The organism is Streptomyces sp. NPDC057854 (genome assembly GCF_042797055.1).
Lineage (GTDB): Bacteria > Actinomycetota > Actinomycetes > Streptomycetales > Streptomycetaceae > Streptomyces.
In genome coordinates this window covers 80,098-100,812 of the sequence record NZ_JBHVMF010000007.1, presented here as the reverse complement: position 1 = coordinate 100,812, position 20,715 = coordinate 80,098, and the positions used below count along the sequence as shown (strand labels likewise).

Genomic DNA, 20,715 nt, shown 5'->3' with positions numbered 1-20,715 from the left:
GGGGGGGGCGGGGCCCGCCCGGGGGCGGGGGCCCGCCGGTGCACTCCCGGCCGGGTCGCGGACACGGGCGGGGGGGGGGGGGGGGCCCCACCGCCCCCCCGCCCCCGCCTTTCGGAATGACCGGTAAAAAGCACGGAGCCTGATCAGTTCTTGTCATTTTCGCTACGCATTCCCGCCCGCTTATAGGGCCAGTCTGACTGATAGAACCCTTCCTTCCATCGGGGTCACACGCCAATCCCGAACTGACTATGCTCCGCAGATGTGTTGCCGCGCTCACAGCGAGTCATGACCGCTGGGAGCGGGCGCCCCGACGGAGCACGGCCACAGGGAGACGCGGGCATCGACGCGTGGACGAAGGACCCTTGGAGCGGTCACATTCGAGCACGCGTACGCGATCGATCGCCTGTTCACTCTTTCCTGCCGGTACGTCGCGCCATTCCAGTCCTCGCCCCTTCCAGACGCTGAGGGAAACCGTTGATGGTTCGCGCAGGTTCAACGTCCAGAGCCAGGCCCGGTGCGGCGGCTCCGGTGTGGCTCGTCCCGCCGGGTGTCCTGGCCGCGCTCTTCGCCATAGGGCTGCTCTTCGCCCCTGCGCAGATACGGACACCCGTGGCCTGGTACGGCTTCGCGGCCGTCTCCCTCACCGTCGGCAGCACCGCGCTGACCGTGCGCCTGACGCGCGCGGCGGAGGCGGCCCGGCACACCCGGGCGGTGCAGGCCGCCCAACAGGCGCACGCGGAGCGCGAGACCGCGCTGCTCTCGCGCCTCGCCGACCAGCGGACCACCACCGTCTGGATGGCCGAGGAGCTGCTGCCGGCCGCCGTCGCCCGGCTCCAGAAGGGCGACTCGGCGTCGGAGATCGTGAACTCCGTCCGCCTCGGCGACCACCTCGACCCCGGGTTCACCGACGCGCTCAAGGGCGCCCTGCGGACCCTGCTGGAGGCGGTCGAGGCCGAGGAGAACACCCGGGACTCGTCCCAGCGGGCGCTCGTCGCCGTCGCGCGCCGTGTCCAGGCGATCGTGCACCAGCTCGCCAAGGACCTCCGCGAGATGCAGATCGTCCACGGCACGGACCTCGTGCTCGCCCGCGGTCTCCAGGACGTCGACCACCGCAACGCCCTCATCGGCCGCCTCGCGGCCAGCATCGCCGTCCTCGGCGACGCCCGCCCCGGCCGCCAGTGGTCGAAGCCGATCCCGCTCTACGACGTGCTGCGCGGCGCCATGTCGCGCATCGTGGACTACCCGCGGGTCAAGCTCCAGTCGGTCACGGAGGCCGCGGTCATCGGCCCCGGCGCCGAGCCGCTGATCCACCTGCTCGCCGAACTCCTCGACAACGCCACGTCGTTCTCGCCGCCGCACACCCCCGTGGAGGTGAGCGCGGTCGAGGTGCCCTCGGGCATCGCGATCGAGATCGAGGACCGCGGCGTCGGCCTCACCGAGGAGGTCCGGCACCGCATCAACCGCGTGATGACGGAGTCGGCGTCCGGCATGTTCCTCGCCGGTCTGGGCGAGGTGACGCAGCTCGGCCTGCCGGTGGTCAGCCGGCTGGCCCGCGAGCACGGCTGCGACGTCGACCTGCGCCCCTCCGCCTACGGAGGCGTCCGGGCCGTGATCCTCGTACCCCGGCGCCTGATCACCACGGTGGAGAAGCCCGTCGTGAGAACCCCAGAGCCCGCCCGGAAGCGCGCGGCCGGTCCGGTCCGCCCGCTGCCCTCGCGGACCGCCCCGTCCGCCCCGTCCGTCCCGCCGCCCGCCGCGCCCCCGGCGCCCCCGGTGATCCCGCCGGCGCCCGCCCCCTCCCTGCCGGACCTGGACGAGGGAGCGGACCCGTACATCGCCGGGAAGACCCTCAACGGTCTGCCGCGCCGCCGCCGGGACACCCCCGTACCGACGCCGGTGATCCGCACCGGCCCCGAGCCGACCCCGCCGCCCCGCACCACCCGCGAACCCGGGCTGATGTGGGAGGCGTTCAACGCCGACAAGCGCTCGGGAACCGACTCCCCCACTCCGCACAGCCAGCCGTCTGATGAGGTCGAATAACATGCAGCCACTGCCCAACATCGACTGGATGCTCACCGAGCTCGTGGGCGGCGTTCCGCACGTACGGCACGTGGTCGTCCTGTCCGCGGACGGCCTCTGCATCGGCCAGGCCAACACCGCCCCCGACACCGCCGACGCGATCGCCGCCGCCTGTTCCGGCATCCAGAGCCTGGCCCGGGCCATCGCCCAAATGTTCCCGCACGGCAACGGCACCACCCACATGGTCGGCATCGAGGCCGACGGCGGCTACTTCTCGCTGATGGCCGCCGGCCCCGGCGCGTACCTCGCCGTCCTCGCCGACGAAGAGGTGGACGCGGGCCTGCTCGGCGCCCGCATGCGCGCCCTCGTGGTCCGGATCGGCCGGCACATGACCAGTCCGCCCCGTGAAGACGTCGTCCGGCAGGCGATGTGACCTCGGACAACCCCCATCCCTGGGACGAGGGAACCCCCGTACCGCTGTACGTCATCACCGGCGGCGGCGAGGGCTCCTCTGCCAAGACCTTCGACCTCGTCACGCTCATCGCGACCAGGTCCGCACCGGAACCCTCGATGCAGCCCGAACAGGCGGCCATCCTCTCCATGTGCGAGTACCCGCTGTCGGTGGCCGAGGTGTCGGCCTACCTCAGCCTCCCGTTCAGCGTCGTCACCGTGCTGCTGTCCCAGCTCGTCGACGACGGACGCGTGGAGGCGATTGCACCCGTGCCCGTCGCGGCCTTCCCCGACCGCGGCCTATTGGAGGCGGTGATCCATGGACTACGGAGACTCTGACACGCTCAGGGCGGGACCGCGCGACACCGACCTGCTGCTGCCGCACGGCGCCAGGGGCGTCAAGGTCGTCGTCGTCGGCGGCTTCGGCGTCGGCAAGACCACGATGGTCGGATCGGTCAGCGAGATCCCCCCGCTGACCACCGAGGAACAGATGACGCAGGCCGGCGTCGGGATCGACCACAATCCCGGGGCCTCCGGCAAGACCACCACGACCGTCGCGATGGACTTCGGCCGGATCAGCATCAACGAGGAGCTGATCCTCTATCTGTTCGGAACCCCCGGCCAGGAGCGGTTCTGGTTCCTGTGGAACGGGATCTTCGAGGGCGCGCTCGGCGCCGTCGTCCTCGTCGACACCCGCAGGATCGAGGTCTGCTTCGAGGTCATCACGCGCCTGGAGGACCGCCGCGTCCCCTTCGTGGTGGCCGTCAACACCTTCCCCGAGGCCCCGCAGTACCCGCTACCGGAATTGCGCACGGCCCTGGCCCTCAGCGAGTCCGTCCCCCTCGTCACCTGTGACGCGCGCGACCGGGCGTCCTGCCGGGACGCCCTGCTCTCGCTGATGGTCTACCTGTGCTCCCTCGCCGTCCAGGAGACCGCATGACCCTCCCCGCCCACGAGCACGCCCCGCACGAGAGCGGGCTCGTCCCGCCCCCCGGCTGCCCCGCCCACGCGGCCACCGGCCCCGGCGGAGCGGCCCGGCTCTACGGCCCCGCCGCCGAGACGGACCCCATGGGCCTGTACGAGGAACTGCGCGCCGCGCACGGCCCGGTGGCGCCCGTCCTCCTCGACGGCGACGTCCGCGCCTGGCTGGTCCTCGGCTACAACGAGAACCGCGACGTGGCCACCCGCTCCACCCAGTTCTCCCGCGACCCGCGGGTCTGGCACGGCTGGAGCACCGGGGAGATCGACCCGGCCACCTCCCCGCTGATGCCGATGATCGGCTGGCGGCCCGACTGCGTCTGCGCGGACGGCGAGGAGCACCAGCGGCTGCGCAGCGCGGTCACGGCCTCGCTCGACCAGTTCGACCACCGGGGGATCCGGCGCCGGATCAACCGGTTCGCCCACGAGCTGATCGACACGTTCTGCGAGGACGGCGAGGCCGAGCTGGTCGACCGGTTCACCGAGCACCTGCCGATGCTCACCCTGATCCACCTGCTCGGCATGTCCGACGAGGCGGCGCCGAAGCTCGTCCAGGCGGCCCGGGACCTCTTCAAGGCCACCGAGACCTCGCTCGCCAGCAACGCGTTCGTCGTCGCGAGCCTGGAGCAGCTGGTCCGGGACAAGCGCGAGAAGCCGGGGCACGACATCGCCTCGGCGCTGATGGCGCACCCGGCGGGCCTCACCGACGAGGAGGTGGTGCAGCACCTGCGGCTGATCCTGCTGGCCGGGTACGAGACCACCGCCAACCTGATGTCGAACGTGCTCCGGATGGTGGTGACCGACCCGCGGTTCCGCGGCTCGCTGGCCGGCGGCCAGATGACCCTCCCGGAGGCCGTCGAGCAGGTCCTGTGGGACGAGCCGCCGCTGATGGTCTGCCCGTCCCGGTACGCCAACGGGGAGACCACGCTCGGCGGGCAGCGGATCATGGCGGGCGACATGCTGCTGCTGGGCCTGGCGGCGGGGAACATGGACCGGGCGGTCCGCCCGGATCCGGCGGCGCCCGTCCACCACAACCGGGCGCACCTGTCGTTCAGCGCCGGGAGCCACGAGTGCCCGGGGCAGGACATCGGCCGAATCATCGCCGACACCGGCATCGACATCCTGCTCACCCGGCTGCCGGACATCGTGCTGGCGATCCCGGAGGAGGAGCTGACCTGGCGCTCGTCCACCTGGGCCCGGCACCTGACGGCGCTGCCGGTCACCTTCGCCCCCCGGGCGCCGCGGAGCCACCAGTACGAAGCGCCGCTGCCGCCGGCGCCGCCGCCGCAGCTCGCCGGGGTGCCCGCGCCGTCACCGGCGCCGGAGGCGGCCCCGGCCGCCGTCCCGGAGCCTCCGGCCGGCCGGCCCGGCGCGGGGGCGTCCTGGTGGGACGGGCTGCTGCGGCTGCTGCGGCTGCGGTAGGCCGCTCAGGGCTGGGCGTCGCGCCCGAGCCCGACTGCGGAGGGGGGCGTCGGCTCGGTCGTGCCGGGCCCCCTTCCGAACCACTCGTCGGCGGCGGAGGCGGGCCGGCGCTGTTCCGGGAAGGGCTGTTCGGCGGGGACGTACCGGGGGGCGCCGGTGTACCAGGCGTGCAGGCCGGAGAGGAAGCTGCAGGCGCCGCCCAGCCAGGTGTCCAGTTCGGCGCGCTCCTCGGGACTGAGTCCGGCGCGCCGGGCGAGCAGCGGGACGTCCTCCTCGCGGAGCTGTTCGAAGTCGCGCATGCGGGAGTTGACGAGGTGGACGGAGGCCGGCACGGCCTCGCGGAGGGGGATGCCGAGGGAGGTGCCGAGGACGACGACGAGGTTGTTCACGTCGTGTTCCTCGTGGACCTCCCGCTCGTAGGAGGCGATGTCGTTCGCCAGGCCCATGACGTCCATGAACGCGGCGGTCAGGCCGCGGACGGTCCGGCTGTGCCGGATCCGCTCGGGTATTCGGGCGCCCGTGGCGAGTTCGACGGAGTAGGGGGCGGTGTGGGCGGCGAAGCTCTCGCGCCGGAAGGGCGCGTAGTCGATGAGATGGGGGACGCGGCCGGTGCGGCTGTTGGCCAGCTCCTCGACGCCCGCGTCGATGTAGCGGGCGAGCGCCCGGCAGAACTCCTGGCGCCAGTGGGCGAGTCGGGGCGGGAAGAGGTGCCGCTGGAGGTCGGCGATGCCCCGTTCGACGGCGTTGACGGGCTCGGGGAGCCGGGCGCCCTCCTCCGGGCGCAGGAAGGCGTGGAGCCGGGCGGTGAAGTCGTGGGCGCCCTGGAGGTCGCTGGTCCGCTTGAAGGCGTGGGCGAAGTAGTCGTCCCAGGCGAGCGCCCAGATGTTGAAGCGGTGGTTGAGCCGGAGGGCGGCGGGGTCGGCGTCGGGGAGGGTCCAGGCGGTGAGCAGGTCCACGGTCATCGCCCGGAACTGCTTCGGGGTCCAGATCGGGGGGAGGTCGGACCGTCCGTCGCCGACGTCGAGCATGCCCATCTCGCGGGCCCAGGTCTCGCTCTCCGCCCGCAGACCCGGCAGGTGCGGGTTGACCCTGAGCGGGTGAGGCATCCACAACTCGGGGATTTCGACGGCATGCAGGGGCATGGTCGCTCCACCTCCTTCAGTCCTCGGAATCCGTTCGTATGTTGCCGTTGTCACGGGCAGCCGACAATTCCCGCCACGCGACGCTGCAAACCTGCCCGCCCGAACCGGCCCACAACCCCCGGATTCAACGACTCCGGATCTCGGTGACCCTGGCGTCTTGCTGGGCGGTTGCGTCCTCCTGAAGCTGAGGGGCCGCCCGCGACGGGCCGTTGAGGGGTTTCGCGCGGGCGGATCGACCATGGCCGGTTCCGCCTGACGGCGGCTGCCGGGTCAGCGTACGCCGCGTGGACGGAACTGGACGCTGATGCGGGGACCGACCGCGCGGCTCGTCTTGGGGACGGCGTGGTCCCAGGTGCGCTGGCACGACCCGCCCATCACGACGAGGTCGCCGTGGCCGAGCGGGAGCCGGAGGGCGACCGGGCCGCCGCCCCGGGGACGGAGGACCAGGTCGCGGGGGTCGCCGAGGGAGAGGATGGCGACCATGGTGTCGCGGGTCGAGGAACGCCCCGTCCGGTCGCCGTGCCAGGCGACGCTGTCGCGCCCGTCGCGGTAGAGGCAGAGCCCGGCGGTGACGAACTCCTCGCCCAGCTCGGCCGCGTAGTGCGCGCAGAGGGCGGCGCGGGCCTCGGCGAGGGCGGGGTGCGGGAGGGGTTCGCCCTCGCGGTAGTGCGCGAGGAGGCGGGGGACGGCGACGACGTCGTCGTACATCCGGCGCCGCTCGGCCCGCCACGGCACCCGTCCGGCCAGCTCGGCGAAGAGCGCGTCGGCGCCCTGGAACCAGCCGGGCAGGTGGTCGACCCAGGCCCCGTGGGCCAGCGGGGTGCGCCGCAGTCCGTCCAGGGGCCCGGGCCGGGGCTCGTCGCCCTGGTCGAAGAGGGATCCCTGGAGGCCGGGGAGGCCGGCGGGGTCGGACGGTGCGGCGGTCATGGTTCCCAGCATACCCACGCAACCGAACAGGTGCTCGAATCTCTGTGCGACTCCCGCTCAGCCGGCCGGGCCGCCGGAGAGGCCGCCGAGGAGCTTCCAGGTCCGGCGCCGGGCGTCCTCGCCGCCGAGGTCGGTCGCGGTGACGACGACCTCGGTCGCGCCGGCCTCGTAGTAGCGGCGGACCTCGGCGGCGACGGTCTCCTCGTCGCCCAGCACCGCCAGGTCGGCGGCGCGGCCGGCGCCGGAGAGGTCGAGGACGCGCCGGTACGAGGGGATCCGCTCGTAGAGGGCGAGCGCTTCGGCGGCCCGGCGGCGCACGCCGTCGGGGTCGTCGGTGACCACGGCCGGCACCAGGGCGACGACGCGCGGCGCGGGCCGGCCGGCGGCCGTCGCCGCGGCGGTCACGGCCGGGACGATGTGCTCGGCCAGGGCGCGCGGCCCGGCGAGGAACGGCAGGATGCCATCGGCGAGCTCGCCGCTGACGCGCAGGGCCTGCGGCCCCATCGCCGCGACCAGGACCGGCACCGGCGGCCGCGCGCCCGGCACGGTCGCCGGGTACGGGGTCGTCGCGGTCAGCAGCTCGCCGTGGAAGTCGGCCTCACCGCTGTCGAGGAGCGGTCGCAGGGCGGTGAGGAACTCCCGGAGCAGCCCGATGGGCCGCTCGTACGGCAGGCCGAACGCGGACTCGGTGAGGTGGCGGGTGCCGAGGGCGAGCCCCAGGTGGTAGCGGCCGCCGGTCGCGGCCTGCGCGGTCTGCGCCTGGCTGGAGACCAGCAGCGGGTGGCGGCCGAAGACGGGGAGCGCGGCCGTCCCCACGTGGAGGCCGGGCACCTCCCGGCCGACGAGCGCGGCCAGCATGGGCGAGTCGTACGCGAAGGACTGGCCGAACCACGCGGAGCGGAGTCCGGCGTCCCGGGCCTCGCGCGCGAGCCGCACGGTCTCGTCGAGGGGGAGCTGCCGGTTCGTCGAACTGAGCGTCACACCAAGAGTCATGCAGACGACAACGGGCCCGCGCGGCAGGCGCATTCCGGCGCGCGGTGAACGGCGTGTGACGGCCCGGCGCCGGCCCGCCCCTCGCCGCACGCGCGCGCGTGCGGCGATGATGGGGCCATGATGACGCTCGCCGAAGTGGACGCCCTGGCCGACCGCGCGCACGCCGGTCAGGTGGACAAGACCGGTGTCCCGTACGTGGAGCACGTGCGAGCCGTCGCGGCCGGGCTGGTGCCGTTCGGCCCCGAGCTGGTCATGGCGGGACTCCTCCACGACGTCGTCGAGGACACGGCGTGGATCGCCGGGGCCCTACGGGCCGCCGGGGTCCCGGACCGGGTGGTCAGGATCGTCGAGGTCGTCACCAACGACCCGGGCGGCTCCCCGGCGGCGTACGCGGAGAAGATCCGGCGGGTGGCCCGGGACCCGGACGCCACCCTGGTGAAGATCGCCGACAACGCGCACAACAGCCGCCCGGACCGGGCGGCCGCCCTCCCGCCGGAGCAGCGGGACCGGCTCGCCGCCAAGTACCGGGAGGCGCGCCGGGTGCTGTGGGCGGCGGCCGACCCCGCGCAGGTGGCGGCGATCCTCCGGATCGTCAACCCCGGCCTGCTGCCGGAACTGACCGGCGGCGGTCCGGCCTGACCCCCGGTCCTCCTGGGGCTTCGGGGGTCAGGCGCGGCAGCGGAGGAGTTCCAGCGGGGGGTGGGCGAGGAGGTCGGCCCAGAACTCCTCGCCGTACGCGCGGATCCCCTCCTCGGAGATCCGCAGCGGCAGCCACTCGATGTCGCGGAAGCCGGCCGCGGCCAGGGAGTCCTCGTAGACCTCGCGGCGCGGGGCGGAGCCGACGATGCTGATCGGGTGCGGGTCGAGGAGGGCCGTGACGCGGACGCGGGGGCCGGTCTCGATCTCCTCCCCCGTCGGTTCGCAGCGGAAGCCGTACGTCTCCAGGGACGCGCAGTCGAAGGCGTAGTCGGGGTTCTGCGCGAAGACGTGGAACCAGCCGCCCGGCACCAGGCTGCGGTGGATGCGGGCGCACATCCGTTCCATCTCGGCGAGGGATTCCGCGTAGTTGAGGCACTGGACGCCGAGCGCGAGGTCGAACGGCTCGTCGAACCGGGCGAGTTCGGCGACGTCGCCGACCTCGTAGCGCACGCCGAGCGGGTCGCGGTCCTCGATGGCCCGGGCGGCGGCGATCATCTCGGAGGAGATGTCGACGCCGAGGACGTCGGCGGCGCCGCGCCGCTTCAGCTCGCGGCTGTAGAAGCCGGTGCCGCAGGCGACGTCGAGCACCGTCCTGCCGGTGACGTCGCCGACCATGTCAAGGACGCTGGGCACCTCCCCGTAGCGGATGACCGGCAGGGCCTTGAAGCCCTCGAACGCCTCGCCGATCCCGTCGTACTGCTGCACCGTCATGTGCTGCCCCCTCGTGGTCCTCGGGTCGTGTGGTGGCACCGAGTCTGCGCCGGGCCGGCCCGGCCGCCGTACTGTCGGATGGCACGAGAAGCCGGGCGGGCGGCGCTCGTATCGCCCAAGGGAACGTGCTGATCAGGGGGTTCAGGCGGGGGCGATGACGATGAGGACGTCTCCGGGGATCCAGCGTCTGGTCTCGGTCCTCGGGGGGTTGAGGCGGGGGGTGCGGGTGTCGCGGGCCCGGTAGCCGAGGGCGGCGGCGCCGTGCCGGGCGGCGGCAGTGGCGAGCGCCGCGAAGGGGGCTTCGGTGCCGGGCGGGACGAAGTCGGTGGCGGGGCGGAGGCGGACGTTGTCGCCGGTGGGGGCGAAGAGGGCGTCGAAGACGGCGGCGAGGTGCGGGTTCTGGGAGACCTGGGCCATCACCAGGGCGGTCAGCCGGCCGGTGACGACGAGGTCGGTGCGGGGGCCCGCCGGGGCGAGGGGCCGGTTGCGGGCGTCGGTGAGCTCGGCGGCCGTGGGCAGGGCCCGGCCGGTGGCCCGCTCCCGCTCGCGGAGGTGGAGGAGGGCGACGAGGGTGGCGTGGTCGGGATCGGCCGGCCCGTCGCCGTCCGGGCCGGCGAGGACGACCACCTGGTCGTACGCCTCCGCTTCCGCCGGCGGCGCGGTGCCGTCGTGCCGCACCGGGGTCGCCCCGGCCGCCGCCAGGCCGTCCGTCACGCGCCCGCCGCGCCGGTTCCGGCCCAGGACCAGGACCCGGCGCGCGGCGGCCCGCGCCGGGGACCGGGAGGGCGGGGCGGGCGGAGTGGGCGCGGGGAGCTGGGGCGCGGCCGGGAGGACGGTCGCCCGGTGGTCCTCGGCCAGCACGAGGAGGCCGTCGCCGGGGGCCAGGACGGTCTGCGGGGGCGGGTTGAGGAGCGGGGTGCCGTCCGCGCGGACGATGCCGGCCGCGCAGGCGTCCGGGCAGGCGGCGGCGAGTTCGCCGTAGCGGCGGCCGGGGAGGCCGGGAGGGCGGAGGACGTGGAGTTCCGCGCCCGCGAAGTCGAGCAGGTCCTCCAGGACGAGCGCGAGGCCGGGCTCCAGGGCGCACTGGACGAGCAGCCGGGCCGCGAGGTCGTCGACGTCGAGGACGGTCGCGGCGGGGCCGGCGGCCAGGCGGGCGGCCGGGAGGTGGGCGGCGTCGCGGACGGCCGCCACGACGGGGACCGGGCGGCCGTCGCCGAGGGCCGCCCGGAGCGCGAGGAGCGCCCTGACGACCTGCGCGTCGCCGCCGGGGGCGTCCGGCGGCAGGACGACGACGGCGCGGGCGGCGGCGGGGGTGACGCGGGCGAGCGCGGCCGGGTCGGCGGGGCGGCCCCGGCGGCACAGCAGCCGCACCCGGCGGCGGGTCCGCGGCGCGGTGCGGGTCTCGCGCTCCAGCTCCGCCTTGTCGCGGTCGGCGAGGAGCACGACGGCGCCGCGCCGGCGCTGGGCGTGGGCGGCGAGGAGTTCGGCGACGACCGTGGGGGCCTGCCCGGACCAGCCGAGGACGAGGGTGTGGCCGCGTTCGACGACGGTGGTCTGGCCGCGTTCGAGTTCGGCGAGCCGGTCGGTGAGGGCGGTGGTGACGATGCCGACCAGGAAGGAGACGTACAGGAGGGAGACCAGGGCCAGGAAGACCGTGAGGGCGATCCGCAGCGGCGGGCCGACCTCGCCGCCGAGCCGGAGGGTCTGGCCGACGGTCCGCCAGACGGTGGCGGCCTTGCCCTGGAGGGTGTCGGGCGCCTTCTGGTCGGTCCACACGAGGAGCGCGCTGGCCGGGGCGACCAGGGCCAGGCAGGCGAGGGCCAGCCAGCCGGCGAGGGCCGGCACCCCGCGCACCACGGTGCGGTCGACCCAGTACCGCGCGCGGGCGCGCACGCCGGGGCGGGCCGCCGGGTCCGGTGCCGGTGGCCGGGCCGCCCGGACGGCCGGTGCCGCGCCGGGCCGGGTCCGGCGGGGCGACCGCTGGGAGGGGACCGTGGACTCGCGCTCCTTACGCACGGCAGCAGCGTGGCGGCGGCCCCGCCGCGAAACGCCGCCGACGCCCGGCGTTCATCCTTTCGGGCAGGCGCGCGGGAGGCACGCGTTCGAACCGTTCGCCCGGCGCACGGGACGGCGGGGTCCGGCGGCGGACGGCGGCGGGGCGGTCAACTGCGGAGGTACGAGGCTCCGTTGAGGTCGAGGATGGTGCCGGACGCCCATTCGGCGGCCGGGGAGGCGAGCCAGAGCACCGCCGCCGCGATCTCGTCGGGGTCCGCGACCCGGCCGAAGGGGCTCTGCGCGCGGATCGCCTCGCCCTCGGGCCCGCTCAGGCGGGGCGCGACCCGTTCGGTGGCGAAAAAGCCGGGGGCGACCGAGGCGACGCCGATGCCGTGCGGGGCGAGGGAGACGGCGAGGGACTGGCCGAGGGCGTGGACGGCGGCCTTGGTGGCACCGTAGGCGGGGTGGTCGGGTTCGCCGCGGAAGGCGCCCCGGGAGCCGATGTTGACGATCCGGCCGGGCGCGCCCCGGTCGATCATCCGGCGGGCCACCAGGTGGCTGAGGTGGGCGGTGGCGAGCAGGTTCACGGCGACGTGCCGCTGCCAGAGCTCCGCCCACTCCTCGTACGAGGTCTCGGCCAGGGGGTGCGCGAGGTTGACGGCGGCGTTGTTCACCAGGACGTCGATGCCCCCCTCACCGAACCCCTCGGCCGCCGCCTCGACGACCCGGGCCGCTCCGGCGGGGTCCGCGAGGTCGCCGCCGACGAGGACGTGGCCGGTGCCGTCGAGGGAGGCGAGGGTCGCGCGGGCCTCGTCGGCGCGCGTGCCGTAGTGGACGGCGACGCGGTCGCCGTGGGCGGCGAAGGCGCGGGCGACCGCCCGGCCGAGTCCGCGCGAGGCGCCGCTGACGAGGACGTTCCTGCCGGTGTCGGGCAGCTTCACCGGGGTGCCTTCCGGTTCGGGGACGTGCGTACGGTCCGTCATTCTGCCCACGACGGGCGCCCGTTGGCTCTTCCCGCCGCCTGGCCGCCCTCGGACCCCTCATTTGGAAGGTTTTGTGTCACTCCGGATACCGATCCGATCAGAGCGAGTTTCAGACCGATCAAGAACAGCTCTATAGTGCGGTCGTTCCGAACCTCCCTGTGCCTGCCTCACGAGAGTCCGGTAGATGTCGGCGTCGCCCACACCGTTCCGCCCCGCCCTGATCGCCTCCGTGCTGACCGTCGCCGCAGGCGGTGCGCTCGTCGCCGCCGCGACGAGCGCCGCCCCGGCAGAAGTCCGGGCCCCCCTGGCCTGGTTCACGATCTGCGGGGTCCTGCTGCTCGCCGCCGCGGCCTTCGCCGTCACCTGGTACGCGCGCACCGCCCGCGGCCTCGCCAAGCGGGCCGAACGGCTGGCCGCCCAGGTCGCCTCCCAGGAGACGTACGCCGCGCAGCGCCAGGCCGCCGCCGAGCGCGAGGCCGCCGACCTGAAGGCGCGCCACGAGGCCCGGGCCGCCGCCGAGGCCGCCGCGCACACCGCCCGTACCGAGGAACTGGTCCGCGCCCAGCGGGCCGAGGCCGAGCGGCTCGCCGCCGGGCACGCGGCGGTCGTCGCCGGCCTGGAGCAGCGGGTGCGGCGCGCCGAGTCCGCCCGCTCCGCCGCCCTCGCCGCCGCCGCCAACGCGGCCGGCCGGATGCAGGCGCTGGCCACGAGCATGATGGCCGACCTGCGCGAGATGGAGCACCGGCACGCGGACGAGGACGTGCTCGCCGACCTCCTCCACCTCGACCACCGCACCGCCCAGGCGGGCCGGCTCGCCGACTCCGTGGCCGTCCTCACCGGCGCCCGCTCCGGCCGCCGCTGGGCCCGGCCCATCGTCATGGAGTCGATCCTGCGCGGCGCCATGGGCCGCATCTCCGGCTACCAGCGGGTCCGGCTGCACTCCACGTGCGAGGCGGCCGTCGCCGGCCACGCCGCCGAGGGCGTCATGCACGCGCTGGCCGAAGTCCTCGACAACGCCGCCAACTTCTCCCCGCCCAGCGCGGAGGTCCATGTCTACGTGGAGGAGGTCCCGGCGGGCGTCGTCATCACCGTCGAGGACAGCGGACTGACCATGAGCGACGTGCAGCTGCGGCGCGCCGAGGCCGCCGTGGGCGCGACGGCCCAGGACCTGGCCGGCCTCTCCGGCACCCGCCTCGGCCTCCACGTGGTCGGCCGGCTGGCCCGCAAGCACAACCTGTCGGTCTCCTTCCGGCCCTCCGCGCGCGGCGGCACCGGCGTCGTCCTGGTGATCCCCTCGGAGATCGTCAGCCGCGGCGCCGAGACCACCGCAGCGCCCGCCGCCGCACCCGCCGCGGTGCCCGCCCCGCGCGCGCTGCCCGCGCGGACCGCCGCGCCCCGCCCCGTGCCGGCCGTGCCCGCGGCGGAGCCGGAGACCTCGCACGCGACCGCGCCGGAGCCGCCGGCGCAGGACGCGCCGGCCGGGCCGCTGCTGCCGCGCCGGCGGCGCGGCCAGACCCTCGCCGCGCACCAGGAGCGGACGCCCGCCGACCCGGCCCGCACGCCCGCACCCCGCACAGGCGAGACCACCCGCGCCCGCTTCGGCGGCTTCCAGAGCGCCCTGCGCGGCGCAGACGGCAGGTCCGCCGACACCCCCGGCCCCTCCACCTCCGCGGCGGAACCGACCGCGCCGCCCGCGAACGACCCCCCTTCGGAAGGCACTCCGCGATGACCGGCACGACCACCGACGACAAGCTCAGCTGGCTCCTGGAGGGCCTGCTCGAACGGACCCCGGGCACCCGGCACGCCCTGGTGCTCTCCCGGGACGGCCTGAAGCTCTGCCGCACCTCCGGGCTCTCCGTCGACCAGGCCGACCAGCTCGCCGCGATCGCCGCGGGCATCCAGAGCCTGTCCCACGGCGCGTCCATGGAGTTCGGCGACGGCACCGGCGGGGTGCGCTCCGCGATGGCCGAGTTCTACGGCGGGATCCTCTTCATCGTCGAGGCCGGGGAGGGCGCCCACCTCGCGCTCGTCGCCGACGAGGACGCCGACGCCGGGCTCGTGGGGCACAACATGACCGAACTGGTCGAGCAGCTGGGCGAGCACCTCGTCGCGAGGCCGCGGGGATGAGCCGCGTCAGGCCGGGTCGCGACGACTCCCCCGACCGGCTCTACACCCTGACCGGCGGCCGCAGCAGCTCCGGGTCCACCGCCTTCGACGTGGTCACGCTCGTGGTGGCGGAGAGCGACCCGGTGCCCGGCATGCAGTCCGAGCACGCCGCCATCCTGCGGATGTGCCGCTTCCCCACCGCCGTGGTGGAGGTAGCCGCCGGGCTGGGGCTGCCCGTGTCGATCACCAGGATCCTCCTGGCCGACCTGCACGACACCGGCCGGATCAGCGCGCGGCACCCGCGCCCCTCCTCGTACCGCCTTCCCGATCACGACATCCTGGAGCAGGTGCTCGTTGGACTCCGCAATCTCTGAGCAGCAGCAGGGCCCGGCCCTGAGCAGCACCGCCGACAACGGGCTGAAGATCGTCGTCGTCGGCGGTTTCGGGGTGGGCAAGACGACCCTGGTGCGCTCGGTCAGCGAGATCCGTCCGCTGAACACCGAGGAGACGATGTCGCAGGCGGGCGAGGGCATCGACGACACCGGGGGCGTCGCCGCCAAGACGGCGACCACGGTCGCCTTCGACTTCGGGCGGATCTCGCTCGACGCCCGCAACGTGCTCTACCTGTTCGGCGCGCCGGGGCAGGAGCGGTTCTGGTTCCTGTGGGACCGGCTGTTCTCCGGGACGCTCGGGGCGGTCGTCCTCGTCGACACCCGGCGGATCGCGGACTCCTGGTACGCGGTCGACCGCCTGGAGCACCACGGCACCCCCTTCGTCGTCGCCTGCAACGACTTCGGCGGACCCGCGCACACCGCCGACGAGATCCGCGACGCCCTCGACCTCCCCGAGGACGTCCCGCTGGTCTTCTGCGACGCCCGGTCCCGGGAGTCCAGCAAGCAGGTCCTCATCGCGCTCGTCGAACACCTGAAGCACGTCGTCGCCGCCGACCCCGAGCGCGGTCGGCGGCCCGTCCCGGAGCCCGCCCCGTGAACCCTGCCGAGCCCGCGCCGGTCCCGCTGAGCGGTCCGCGCTTCCACACCGACCCGGTCGAGCTGTACCGGCGCATCCGGCGGGACCACGGGGCCGTCGCCCCCGTCGTCCTCGACGGCGACGTCCCCGCCTGGCTGGTCCTCGGCTACCGCGAGCTGCACCAGGTCACCAGCGACCCCGTGCTCTTCTCGCGCGACTCCGACCTGTGGAACCAGTGGGACGCGATCCCCGACGACTGGCCGCTGCTGCCCATGATCGGCCGCAAGCAGCCGTCGATCCTGTACACGGTGGGCGAGCGCCACCGCGAGCGGGCCGGGGTGATCTCGGCCGCCCTGGAGGCCGTCGACCCCTTCGAACTGCGGGGGCGCGCCGAGCGGTTCGCCGACGAGCTCATCGACGGGCTGTGCGGCAAGGGCGCGTGCGACATCATCGCCGAGTACGCCATGCTGCTGCCGGTCCGGGTGCTCGCCAGCATCTACGGCTTCGCCGATGAGCAGGGCCCGGGGCTCGTGACCGCCATGAACGACATGATCAACGGCGGTCCCGGCGCGCTGGCCGGGCAGCGGCACCTCGCCGAGTCGATGGTGGCGCTGCTCGCCGCCAAGGCGGAGTCGCCCGGCGACGACGTCGCCTCGCGGATGCTCGGCAACACCGCCGGGTTCACCGTCGAGGAGGTCGCCCAGGACCTCATGGTGATGATGGCCGCGGGCCACCAGCCGACCGCCGACTGGATCGGCAACTCGCTGCGCCTGATGCTGACCGACGACCGCTTCGCCGCCTCGCTCTCCGGCGGCCGGCACAGCGTCGGCGAGGCGATGAACGAGGTGCTGTGGGAGGACACGCCCACGCAGAACGTCGCCGGCCGCTGGGCCTCCCGCGACACCCGCCTCGGCGGCCGGCACATCGCCCGCGGCGACCTGGTGCTGCTCGGGCTCGCCGCCGCCAACGCCGACCCGCACGTCCGGGCCGACGCCGGCGCTCTCACCGGCGGCAACAGCGCGCACCTCTCCTTCGGCCACGGCGAGCACCGCTGCCCGTTCCCCGCGCAGGAGGTCGCCGAGACCGTCGCCAGGACCGGCATCGAGGTGCTGCTGGACCGGCTTCCGGACGTCGACCTCGCCGTCGCCGAGACCTCCCTGACCCGTCGCCCCTCCCCCTGGCTGCGCGGCCTCACCGCGCTGCCGGTGACGTACACCCCGACCCCCGCCCTTGGAGGGACCGCATGACCTGCCCCATCGACCACACCGCGGGTGGCGCGCCCGTCGTCCTCGACCCCTTCGTCACGGACCTCGACGGGGAGGGTGCCCGGCTCCGCGAGGCCGGCCCGCTGGCCCGGGTGGTCCTGCCCGGCGGCGTGCCCTGCTACGCCGTCACCCGGCACGCCGAGGCCCGGGCGCTCCTCACCGACCCCCGCCTCGTCAAGGACATCGAGCAGTGGGGGGCCTGGCAGCGCGGCGAGATACCGCTCGACTGGCCGCTGATCGGTCTCGCCAACCCCGGCAGGTCGATGCTGACGGTCGACGGCGCGGAGCACCGCCGGCTGCGCACGCTGGTCGCCCAGGCGCTCACCGCGCGCCGGGTGGAGCGGCTGCGGGCGGGCATCGAGGCGCTGACGGCGGGCCTGCTCGACCGGCTCGCGGAGCGTCCGGCGGGCGAGACGGTGGACCTGAAGGCGGAGTTCGCCTACCCGCTGCCGATGAACGTGGTCGGCGAGCTGATGGGCCTGGACGCGGCGGACCACCCGCGGATGAAGGCGCTGTTCGAGAAGTTCTTCTCGACGCAGACGCCGCCGGAGGAGGTGCCGCAGATGATGGCGGACCTCGGGGCGCTCTTCGCCGGGATCGTGGCGGGCAAGCGGGAGTCGCCCGGCGACGACCTGACGAGCGCGCTGATCGCGGCCTCGGAGGGCGGCGACCGGCTCACCACGGAGGAGATCACCAACACGCTCCAGCTGATGGTGGCCGCCGGCCACGAGACGACCATCAGCCTGATCGTGAACGCCGTGGTGGCCCTGGAGACGCACCCGGAGCAGCGCGCCCTGGTGCTCAAGGGCGAGGTGCCGTGGGAGAACGTGATCGAGGAGACCCTGCGCTGGTCGACGCCCACCTCGCACGTGCTCATCCGCTTCGCGAGCGAGGACATCCAGGTCGGCGACCGGGTCCTGCCGAAGGGCGAGGGGCTGATCGTGTCGCACGGCGCGATCGGCCGGGACGAGCTCCAGCACGGTCCGACGGCGGGCGACTTCGACGTCACCCGCGAGCCGATCCGGCACATCGCCTTCGGCCACGGCCCGCACGTCTGCCCCGGCGCGGCGCTCTCCCGCCTGGAGGCCGCGGTGGCGCTCCCGGCGCTGTACGCGCGTTTCCCCGGGCTGCGGCTCGCGGTGCCGCGCGAGGAGCTGAGGAACAAGCCGGTCGTCACCCAGAACGACCTCTTCGAGCTGCCGGTCGTCCTCGCCTGACGTCCGCACGCGCTCGCCCTGGTGGCCCGTTCCCCTCGGGGAGCGGGCCACCGCGTGCCTTCCCCCGCTTCTGCAAGCTTCCGCAACTTCTTGCGGAGCCGGGGGCGGGGCTGGTTGACTCGCCCGGGATCCACGAGCGAGAGGGGTGGCATGAGCCACGCGTACGACGTCCTCGTGCTGGGCGGGTCGGGCGTCGACACGGTCGTGTACGTCCCCGAGCTGCCGCTGCCGTACGCCGACAGCTACATGATCCGCCCCGGCATCGAGCCCCGCGCGGGCCAGACCGGCGACTTCGTGGCGCTGGGCACCACCGCGCTGGGGCTGCGCACCCACCACGTCGACATGATCGGCGACGACGTGTTCGGCGACCTGGTCCGCGCCCTCCACCGCGACCGGGGCATCGGCTTCACCGAGGTCCCGCAGCCCGCCGGCACCAAGCGGGCCGTCAACCTCGTGGGCCCGGACGGGCGGCGGCTGTCGCTCTACGACGACAGCCGCTCCCGGGAGTCGGACCGGCTCCCGGAGGACCTGGTGCGCGAGCTGGCCACGGCCTCCCGGCACGCGCACGTCTCAATCACGCACCCGTGCGCGCACGCGCTGCCGCTGCTCCACGAGGCGGGCCTCTCCGTCTCGACGGACCTGCACGACTGGGACGGCGAGAACCCGTACCACGAGCCGTTCGCGTACGGCTCCGACGTCGTCTTCGTCTCGGCCGCCGCCCTGCCGGACCCGGCCGCGACGCTGCGCCGGGTGCTGGAGCGCGGCCGGGCGGAGGTCGCCGTCGCGACCGCCGGCGCGGCGGGCTCGTACCTGCTGACCCGCGACCGCCGGGAGCCGCTGCACGTGCCGGCGGCCCCGCCGCCCGGCGAGGTCGTGGACTCCAACGGCGCGGGCGACGCCTACGCGGCCGGTTTCCTCTTCGGCCGGCTCGCCGGCGAGCCCCCGGAGCGCTGCGCCCGGTACGGGGCGGTGGCCGGCGCCTTCGCCTGTACGGTCCCGGCCACCGCCGCCGGCGCCATCGGCCGGGAGGACCTGCTCGCCGGGGTCGCGGCGCTCAGCTGACGGGCGCGGGCAGCGCGGCGCCGACCGCCGCGTGGACGGCCCGTGCCAGCCGGGCGCCCCACAGGGAGCGGGGTCCGGCGAAGGGCTCCGCGGGGCCGCCGGGGGCGGGGTGGCGGGCGAGGACGCAGACCGCGTCGGTGGGGGTGCCGGAGCAGTCGTGGCCGGCGTCGAGGAGCGCCTGGGTCTTGGCCTCGGTGGCGGTCGCGACGGCGTTGACGAGGGCGCCGTCGGTGAGCGGGGCGGGCACGGTGACGACGATGTTGATGGTGCCCGGGGCCTGGGGCGCGGGGACGGCCGGTCCGGGGGCCGCCGCCCAGCCGCGGACCTCGATCCCGGCGGTGGCCACGGCGTCGACGCCGCCGTCGGAGGCGGTGCCGCGCCGGGCGACGTCGGCTGCGGTCATGAGGCCGACGCCGGGGCCGCGCAGCCCGGCCCGCCGGGCGAGGGCGGCGAGGTGCGCCTCGGGGTCGGTGCGGGTGTAGCCGTGCGCGACCTGCACGTTCATCACCCAGGCCCGCGCGCCGATGCCGCCGCCGAGCACCGCGCTGCTGACGGCCCGCCAGCCGGTCCCGTACCGCCAGACCAGCGCCCCGAGCACCCGTCCGTCCTCGTCCCGCTCCAGGAGCTCCGGCAGGGTCGGTTCCACCACGGCGGTCACTGCAACGCGCTCCTCGCTCACCCGTACGACCCGGTGATCCTACGGGCCGCCGGACGGCCGGGCGGCGGGCGGGGTCAGGGGGTGTCGGGGGCGGTGCGGACCGGGAAGCTGAAGGTGCGGCCCTGTTCCTTGAGCCACGGCAGGACCTCGCGCAGTGCCGCCACGCTCTGCGAGCGGTCGCCGCCGCCGTCGTGGAAGAGGATGGTCGGGCCGTTGGGCAGCTCGTTCTTGACGGTGGCGACGATGGCGGCGGCGCCCGGGCGCTCGAAGTCCTTGGTGTCGACGTTCCAGCCGAGCGGACGCATCCCGGCCGCGGCGGCGATCTTCCGGCTGTCCGGCGTGAACGCCCCGCCCGGGGCCCGGTAGTACTGCACCTCGACCCCGCCGGCCGCCTCCTCGATCAGCTTCCGCGCGTCAAGGATCTGCTGCTTCTGGTACGCGACGGGTTTGCGGTCCATGGTGGTGTCATGGGTCATGGTGTGGTCGCACAGCCGGTGCCCCTCGGCCACCACGCGCTTCACCAGGCCGGGGTGCTGCTTCGCCTGCGGGCCGATCATGCAGAAGACGGCCTTGACGTCGTGCTCCTTCAGGATGTCGAGCATCTGCGGCGTCCAGCGCGGGTCCGGGCCGTCGTCGATGGTGATGTTGACGGCCCGTCCGCCGGCCTCGGCCGCGTGGGCGATGCCCTCCGGCACCCGGACCACGGGCTTCGCCGGCCGGATGGGCTCCGCGTTCCGCTGGGCGGGCAGCCCGGGCCGGGCCGCGCCCCCGGCGCCCGGCGCCGCCGCGTTCTCCTCGTCGCCGCCCACCAGCGCCGTCGCGCCCCACGCGGCGAGGCTGATGCCGACCGCCGATGCCAACACGGCCACGTGCGCGGTGTACTTGCCCATCCGGCGCATGCGCCCTCCGATCCTCGCGTTCCCGTTGCGACCCCGCGCCTCCCGAGGCGCTCACGGGGGAGAGGACGAAACATCCCCCGAACAGGTTTCACCCATTCGGCGGATGTGACGGAAGAGTCGTTCGATCGCGATTCGACTGCTGTTCGGATGGTGCGCCGGGCGGGGTTCCGGTGCAGACTGTGCACCACACCTGGTCGAGTTCCCGTCTGGAGGCCGGAAG

General features: G+C 74.8%; 21 protein-coding genes. 13 read left to right on the top strand and 8 right to left on the bottom strand.

All coding sequences use genetic code 11. The features are described from left to right. Positions 1-528: 528 nt before the first annotated feature. Genes ACFVQZ_RS12550 through ACFVQZ_RS12530 form a run of 5 tightly spaced genes read left to right on the top strand, consistent with a single transcriptional unit; the run spans position 529 to position 4,869 of the window. A complete protein-coding gene (locus ACFVQZ_RS12550; RefSeq protein WP_321192534.1) occupies positions 529-2,040 on the top strand; it encodes an ATP-binding protein in 1,512 nt (503 codons plus the stop codon). Position 2,041: 1 nt separating this feature from the next. Continuing rightward, a complete protein-coding gene (locus ACFVQZ_RS12545) occupies positions 2,042-2,452 on the top strand; it encodes a roadblock/LC7 domain-containing protein (protein WP_030493298.1) in 411 nt (136 codons plus the stop codon). After that, positions 2,449-2,808 carry a DUF742 domain-containing protein gene (locus ACFVQZ_RS12540; RefSeq protein WP_030493297.1) on the top strand — a complete coding sequence of 120 codons (360 nt, stop codon included), beginning with the start codon at positions 2,449-2,451 and terminating at the stop codon, positions 2,806-2,808. The genes ACFVQZ_RS12545 and ACFVQZ_RS12540 overlap by 4 nt, the downstream gene beginning before the upstream one ends. Continuing rightward, positions 2,789-3,409 carry an ATP/GTP-binding protein gene (locus ACFVQZ_RS12535; RefSeq protein WP_030493296.1) on the top strand — a complete coding sequence of 207 codons (621 nt, stop codon included), beginning with the start codon at positions 2,789-2,791 and terminating at the stop codon, positions 3,407-3,409. The genes ACFVQZ_RS12540 and ACFVQZ_RS12535 overlap by 20 nt, the downstream gene beginning before the upstream one ends. Continuing rightward, positions 3,406-4,869, top strand: coding sequence for a cytochrome P450 (locus ACFVQZ_RS12530; RefSeq protein ID WP_051787559.1), 1,464 nt, complete (start codon positions 3,406-3,408; stop codon positions 4,867-4,869). Before ACFVQZ_RS12535 ends, ACFVQZ_RS12530 begins: the two co-directional genes overlap by 4 nt. A gap of 5 nt (positions 4,870-4,874) precedes the next feature. Here the strand turns inward: ACFVQZ_RS12530 and ACFVQZ_RS12525 are convergent, their stop codons facing one another. From ACFVQZ_RS12525 to ACFVQZ_RS12515, 3 genes are all read right to left on the bottom strand, one after another. Then, complete coding sequence (locus tag ACFVQZ_RS12525) at positions 4,875-6,011, bottom strand: hypothetical protein (RefSeq protein WP_030493294.1); 1,137 nt, start codon at positions 6,009-6,011, stop codon at positions 4,875-4,877. A 270-nt stretch (positions 6,012-6,281) separates the two neighbouring features. Beyond that, positions 6,282-6,938, bottom strand: coding sequence for an alpha-ketoglutarate-dependent dioxygenase AlkB (locus tag ACFVQZ_RS12520; protein ID WP_030493293.1), 657 nt, complete (start codon positions 6,936-6,938; stop codon positions 6,282-6,284). Positions 6,939-6,995: 57 nt separating this feature from the next. Then, positions 6,996-7,931 (bottom strand): TIGR03564 family F420-dependent LLM class oxidoreductase, encoded by a 936-nt coding sequence (locus ACFVQZ_RS12515; protein WP_383621483.1) that lies wholly within the window; start codon positions 7,929-7,931, stop codon positions 6,996-6,998. Between the two features lie 117 nt (positions 7,932-8,048). Between ACFVQZ_RS12515 and ACFVQZ_RS12510 the strand changes: the two genes are divergently transcribed. Further along, a complete protein-coding gene (locus ACFVQZ_RS12510) occupies positions 8,049-8,570 on the top strand; it encodes an HD domain-containing protein (protein WP_383621481.1) in 522 nt (173 codons plus the stop codon). A 27-nt stretch (positions 8,571-8,597) separates the two neighbouring features. Here ACFVQZ_RS12510 and ACFVQZ_RS12505 read toward each other — a convergent pair whose 3' ends face one another. The 3 genes from ACFVQZ_RS12505 to ACFVQZ_RS12495 form a co-directional block, all read right to left on the bottom strand. Beyond that, complete coding sequence (locus ACFVQZ_RS12505) at positions 8,598-9,341, bottom strand: class I SAM-dependent methyltransferase (protein ID WP_383621479.1); 744 nt, start codon at positions 9,339-9,341, stop codon at positions 8,598-8,600. A 141-nt stretch (positions 9,342-9,482) separates the two neighbouring features. After that, positions 9,483-11,357 carry an NAD-binding lipoprotein gene (locus ACFVQZ_RS12500; protein ID WP_383621477.1) on the bottom strand — a complete coding sequence of 625 codons (1,875 nt, stop codon included), beginning with the start codon at positions 11,355-11,357 and terminating at the stop codon, positions 9,483-9,485. Positions 11,358-11,503: 146 nt separating this feature from the next. After that, entirely contained in the window at positions 11,504-12,319 is an 816-nt protein-coding gene (locus tag ACFVQZ_RS12495) for an SDR family NAD(P)-dependent oxidoreductase (protein ID WP_383621475.1), read from the bottom strand. 184 nt (positions 12,320-12,503) lie between these two features. On the opposite strand from ACFVQZ_RS12495, the gene ACFVQZ_RS12490 reads away from it, so the two are divergent. From ACFVQZ_RS12490 to ACFVQZ_RS12460, 7 genes are all read left to right on the top strand, one after another. Further along, entirely contained in the window at positions 12,504-14,048 is a 1,545-nt protein-coding gene (locus ACFVQZ_RS12490; protein WP_383621473.1) for an ATP-binding protein, read from the top strand. Continuing rightward, positions 14,045-14,446 (top strand): roadblock/LC7 domain-containing protein, encoded by a 402-nt coding sequence (locus tag ACFVQZ_RS12485; RefSeq protein ID WP_030493286.1) that lies wholly within the window; start codon positions 14,045-14,047, stop codon positions 14,444-14,446. The genes ACFVQZ_RS12490 and ACFVQZ_RS12485 overlap by 4 nt, the downstream gene beginning before the upstream one ends. Beyond that, positions 14,443-14,799: a DUF742 domain-containing protein gene (locus ACFVQZ_RS12480; protein ID WP_030493285.1), complete on the top strand. Its 357-nt coding sequence runs from the start codon at positions 14,443-14,445 to the stop codon at positions 14,797-14,799. The genes ACFVQZ_RS12485 and ACFVQZ_RS12480 overlap by 4 nt, the downstream gene beginning before the upstream one ends. After that, entirely contained in the window at positions 14,780-15,415 is a 636-nt protein-coding gene (locus ACFVQZ_RS12475) for an ATP/GTP-binding protein (protein WP_030493284.1), read from the top strand. Before ACFVQZ_RS12480 ends, ACFVQZ_RS12475 begins: the two co-directional genes overlap by 20 nt. Beyond that, on the top strand, positions 15,412-16,641 hold the full coding sequence (locus tag ACFVQZ_RS12470; protein WP_383621470.1) for a cytochrome P450: 1,230 nt from the start codon (positions 15,412-15,414) through the stop codon (positions 16,639-16,641). The genes ACFVQZ_RS12475 and ACFVQZ_RS12470 overlap by 4 nt, the downstream gene beginning before the upstream one ends. After that, the gene (locus tag ACFVQZ_RS12465; RefSeq protein ID WP_051787555.1) at positions 16,638-17,876 is read left to right on the top strand and encodes a cytochrome P450; all 1,239 of its coding nucleotides are present in this window, start codon (positions 16,638-16,640) and stop codon (positions 17,874-17,876) included. The genes ACFVQZ_RS12470 and ACFVQZ_RS12465 overlap by 4 nt, the downstream gene beginning before the upstream one ends. Before the next feature lie 150 nt (positions 17,877-18,026). After that, positions 18,027-18,938, top strand: coding sequence for an adenosine kinase (locus ACFVQZ_RS12460; RefSeq protein ID WP_383621468.1), 912 nt, complete (start codon positions 18,027-18,029; stop codon positions 18,936-18,938). On the opposite strand, the gene ACFVQZ_RS12455 is transcribed toward ACFVQZ_RS12460, so the two are convergent. Together ACFVQZ_RS12455 and ACFVQZ_RS12450 are read right to left on the bottom strand one after the other, a co-directional pair. Continuing rightward, positions 18,931-19,596: an adenosylcobinamide amidohydrolase gene (locus tag ACFVQZ_RS12455; protein ID WP_383621466.1), complete on the bottom strand. Its 666-nt coding sequence runs from the start codon at positions 19,594-19,596 to the stop codon at positions 18,931-18,933. The two genes, ACFVQZ_RS12460 and ACFVQZ_RS12455, sit on opposite strands and share 8 nt — an antisense overlap. Before the next feature lie 74 nt (positions 19,597-19,670). Next, a complete protein-coding gene (locus ACFVQZ_RS12450) occupies positions 19,671-20,495 on the bottom strand; it encodes a polysaccharide deacetylase family protein (RefSeq protein WP_030493279.1) in 825 nt (274 codons plus the stop codon). Positions 20,496-20,715 lie beyond the last annotated feature (220 nt).

Coding starts and splice junctions, on each gene's coding strand:
- ACFVQZ_RS12545 (WP_030493298.1), top strand. CDS start 2,042: ATGCAGCCACTGCCCAACATCGACTGGATGCTCACCGAGCTCGTGGGC.
- ACFVQZ_RS12535 (WP_030493296.1), top strand. CDS start 2,789: ATGGACTACGGAGACTCTGACACGCTCAGGGCGGGACCGCGCGACACC.
- ACFVQZ_RS12530 (WP_051787559.1), top strand. CDS start 3,406: ATGACCCTCCCCGCCCACGAGCACGCCCCGCACGAGAGCGGGCTCGTC.
- ACFVQZ_RS12525 (WP_030493294.1), bottom strand. CDS start 6,011: ATGCCCCTGCATGCCGTCGAAATCCCCGAGTTGTGGATGCCTCACCCG.
- ACFVQZ_RS12520 (WP_030493293.1), bottom strand. CDS start 6,938: ATGACCGCCGCACCGTCCGACCCCGCCGGCCTCCCCGGCCTCCAGGGA.
- ACFVQZ_RS12515 (WP_383621483.1), bottom strand. CDS start 7,931: ATGACTCTTGGTGTGACGCTCAGTTCGACGAACCGGCAGCTCCCCCTC.
- ACFVQZ_RS12510 (WP_383621481.1), top strand. CDS start 8,049: ATGATGACGCTCGCCGAAGTGGACGCCCTGGCCGACCGCGCGCACGCC.
- ACFVQZ_RS12505 (WP_383621479.1), bottom strand. CDS start 9,341: ATGACGGTGCAGCAGTACGACGGGATCGGCGAGGCGTTCGAGGGCTTC.
- ACFVQZ_RS12495 (WP_383621475.1), bottom strand. CDS start 12,319: ATGACGGACCGTACGCACGTCCCCGAACCGGAAGGCACCCCGGTGAAG.
- ACFVQZ_RS12490 (WP_383621473.1), top strand. CDS start 12,504: ATGTCGGCGTCGCCCACACCGTTCCGCCCCGCCCTGATCGCCTCCGTG.
- ACFVQZ_RS12485 (WP_030493286.1), top strand. CDS start 14,045: ATGACCGGCACGACCACCGACGACAAGCTCAGCTGGCTCCTGGAGGGC.
- ACFVQZ_RS12480 (WP_030493285.1), top strand. CDS start 14,443: ATGAGCCGCGTCAGGCCGGGTCGCGACGACTCCCCCGACCGGCTCTAC.
- ACFVQZ_RS12465 (WP_051787555.1), top strand. CDS start 16,638: ATGACCTGCCCCATCGACCACACCGCGGGTGGCGCGCCCGTCGTCCTC.
- ACFVQZ_RS12460 (WP_383621468.1), top strand. CDS start 18,027: ATGAGCCACGCGTACGACGTCCTCGTGCTGGGCGGGTCGGGCGTCGAC.
- ACFVQZ_RS12450 (WP_030493279.1), bottom strand. CDS start 20,495: ATGCGCCGGATGGGCAAGTACACCGCGCACGTGGCCGTGTTGGCATCG.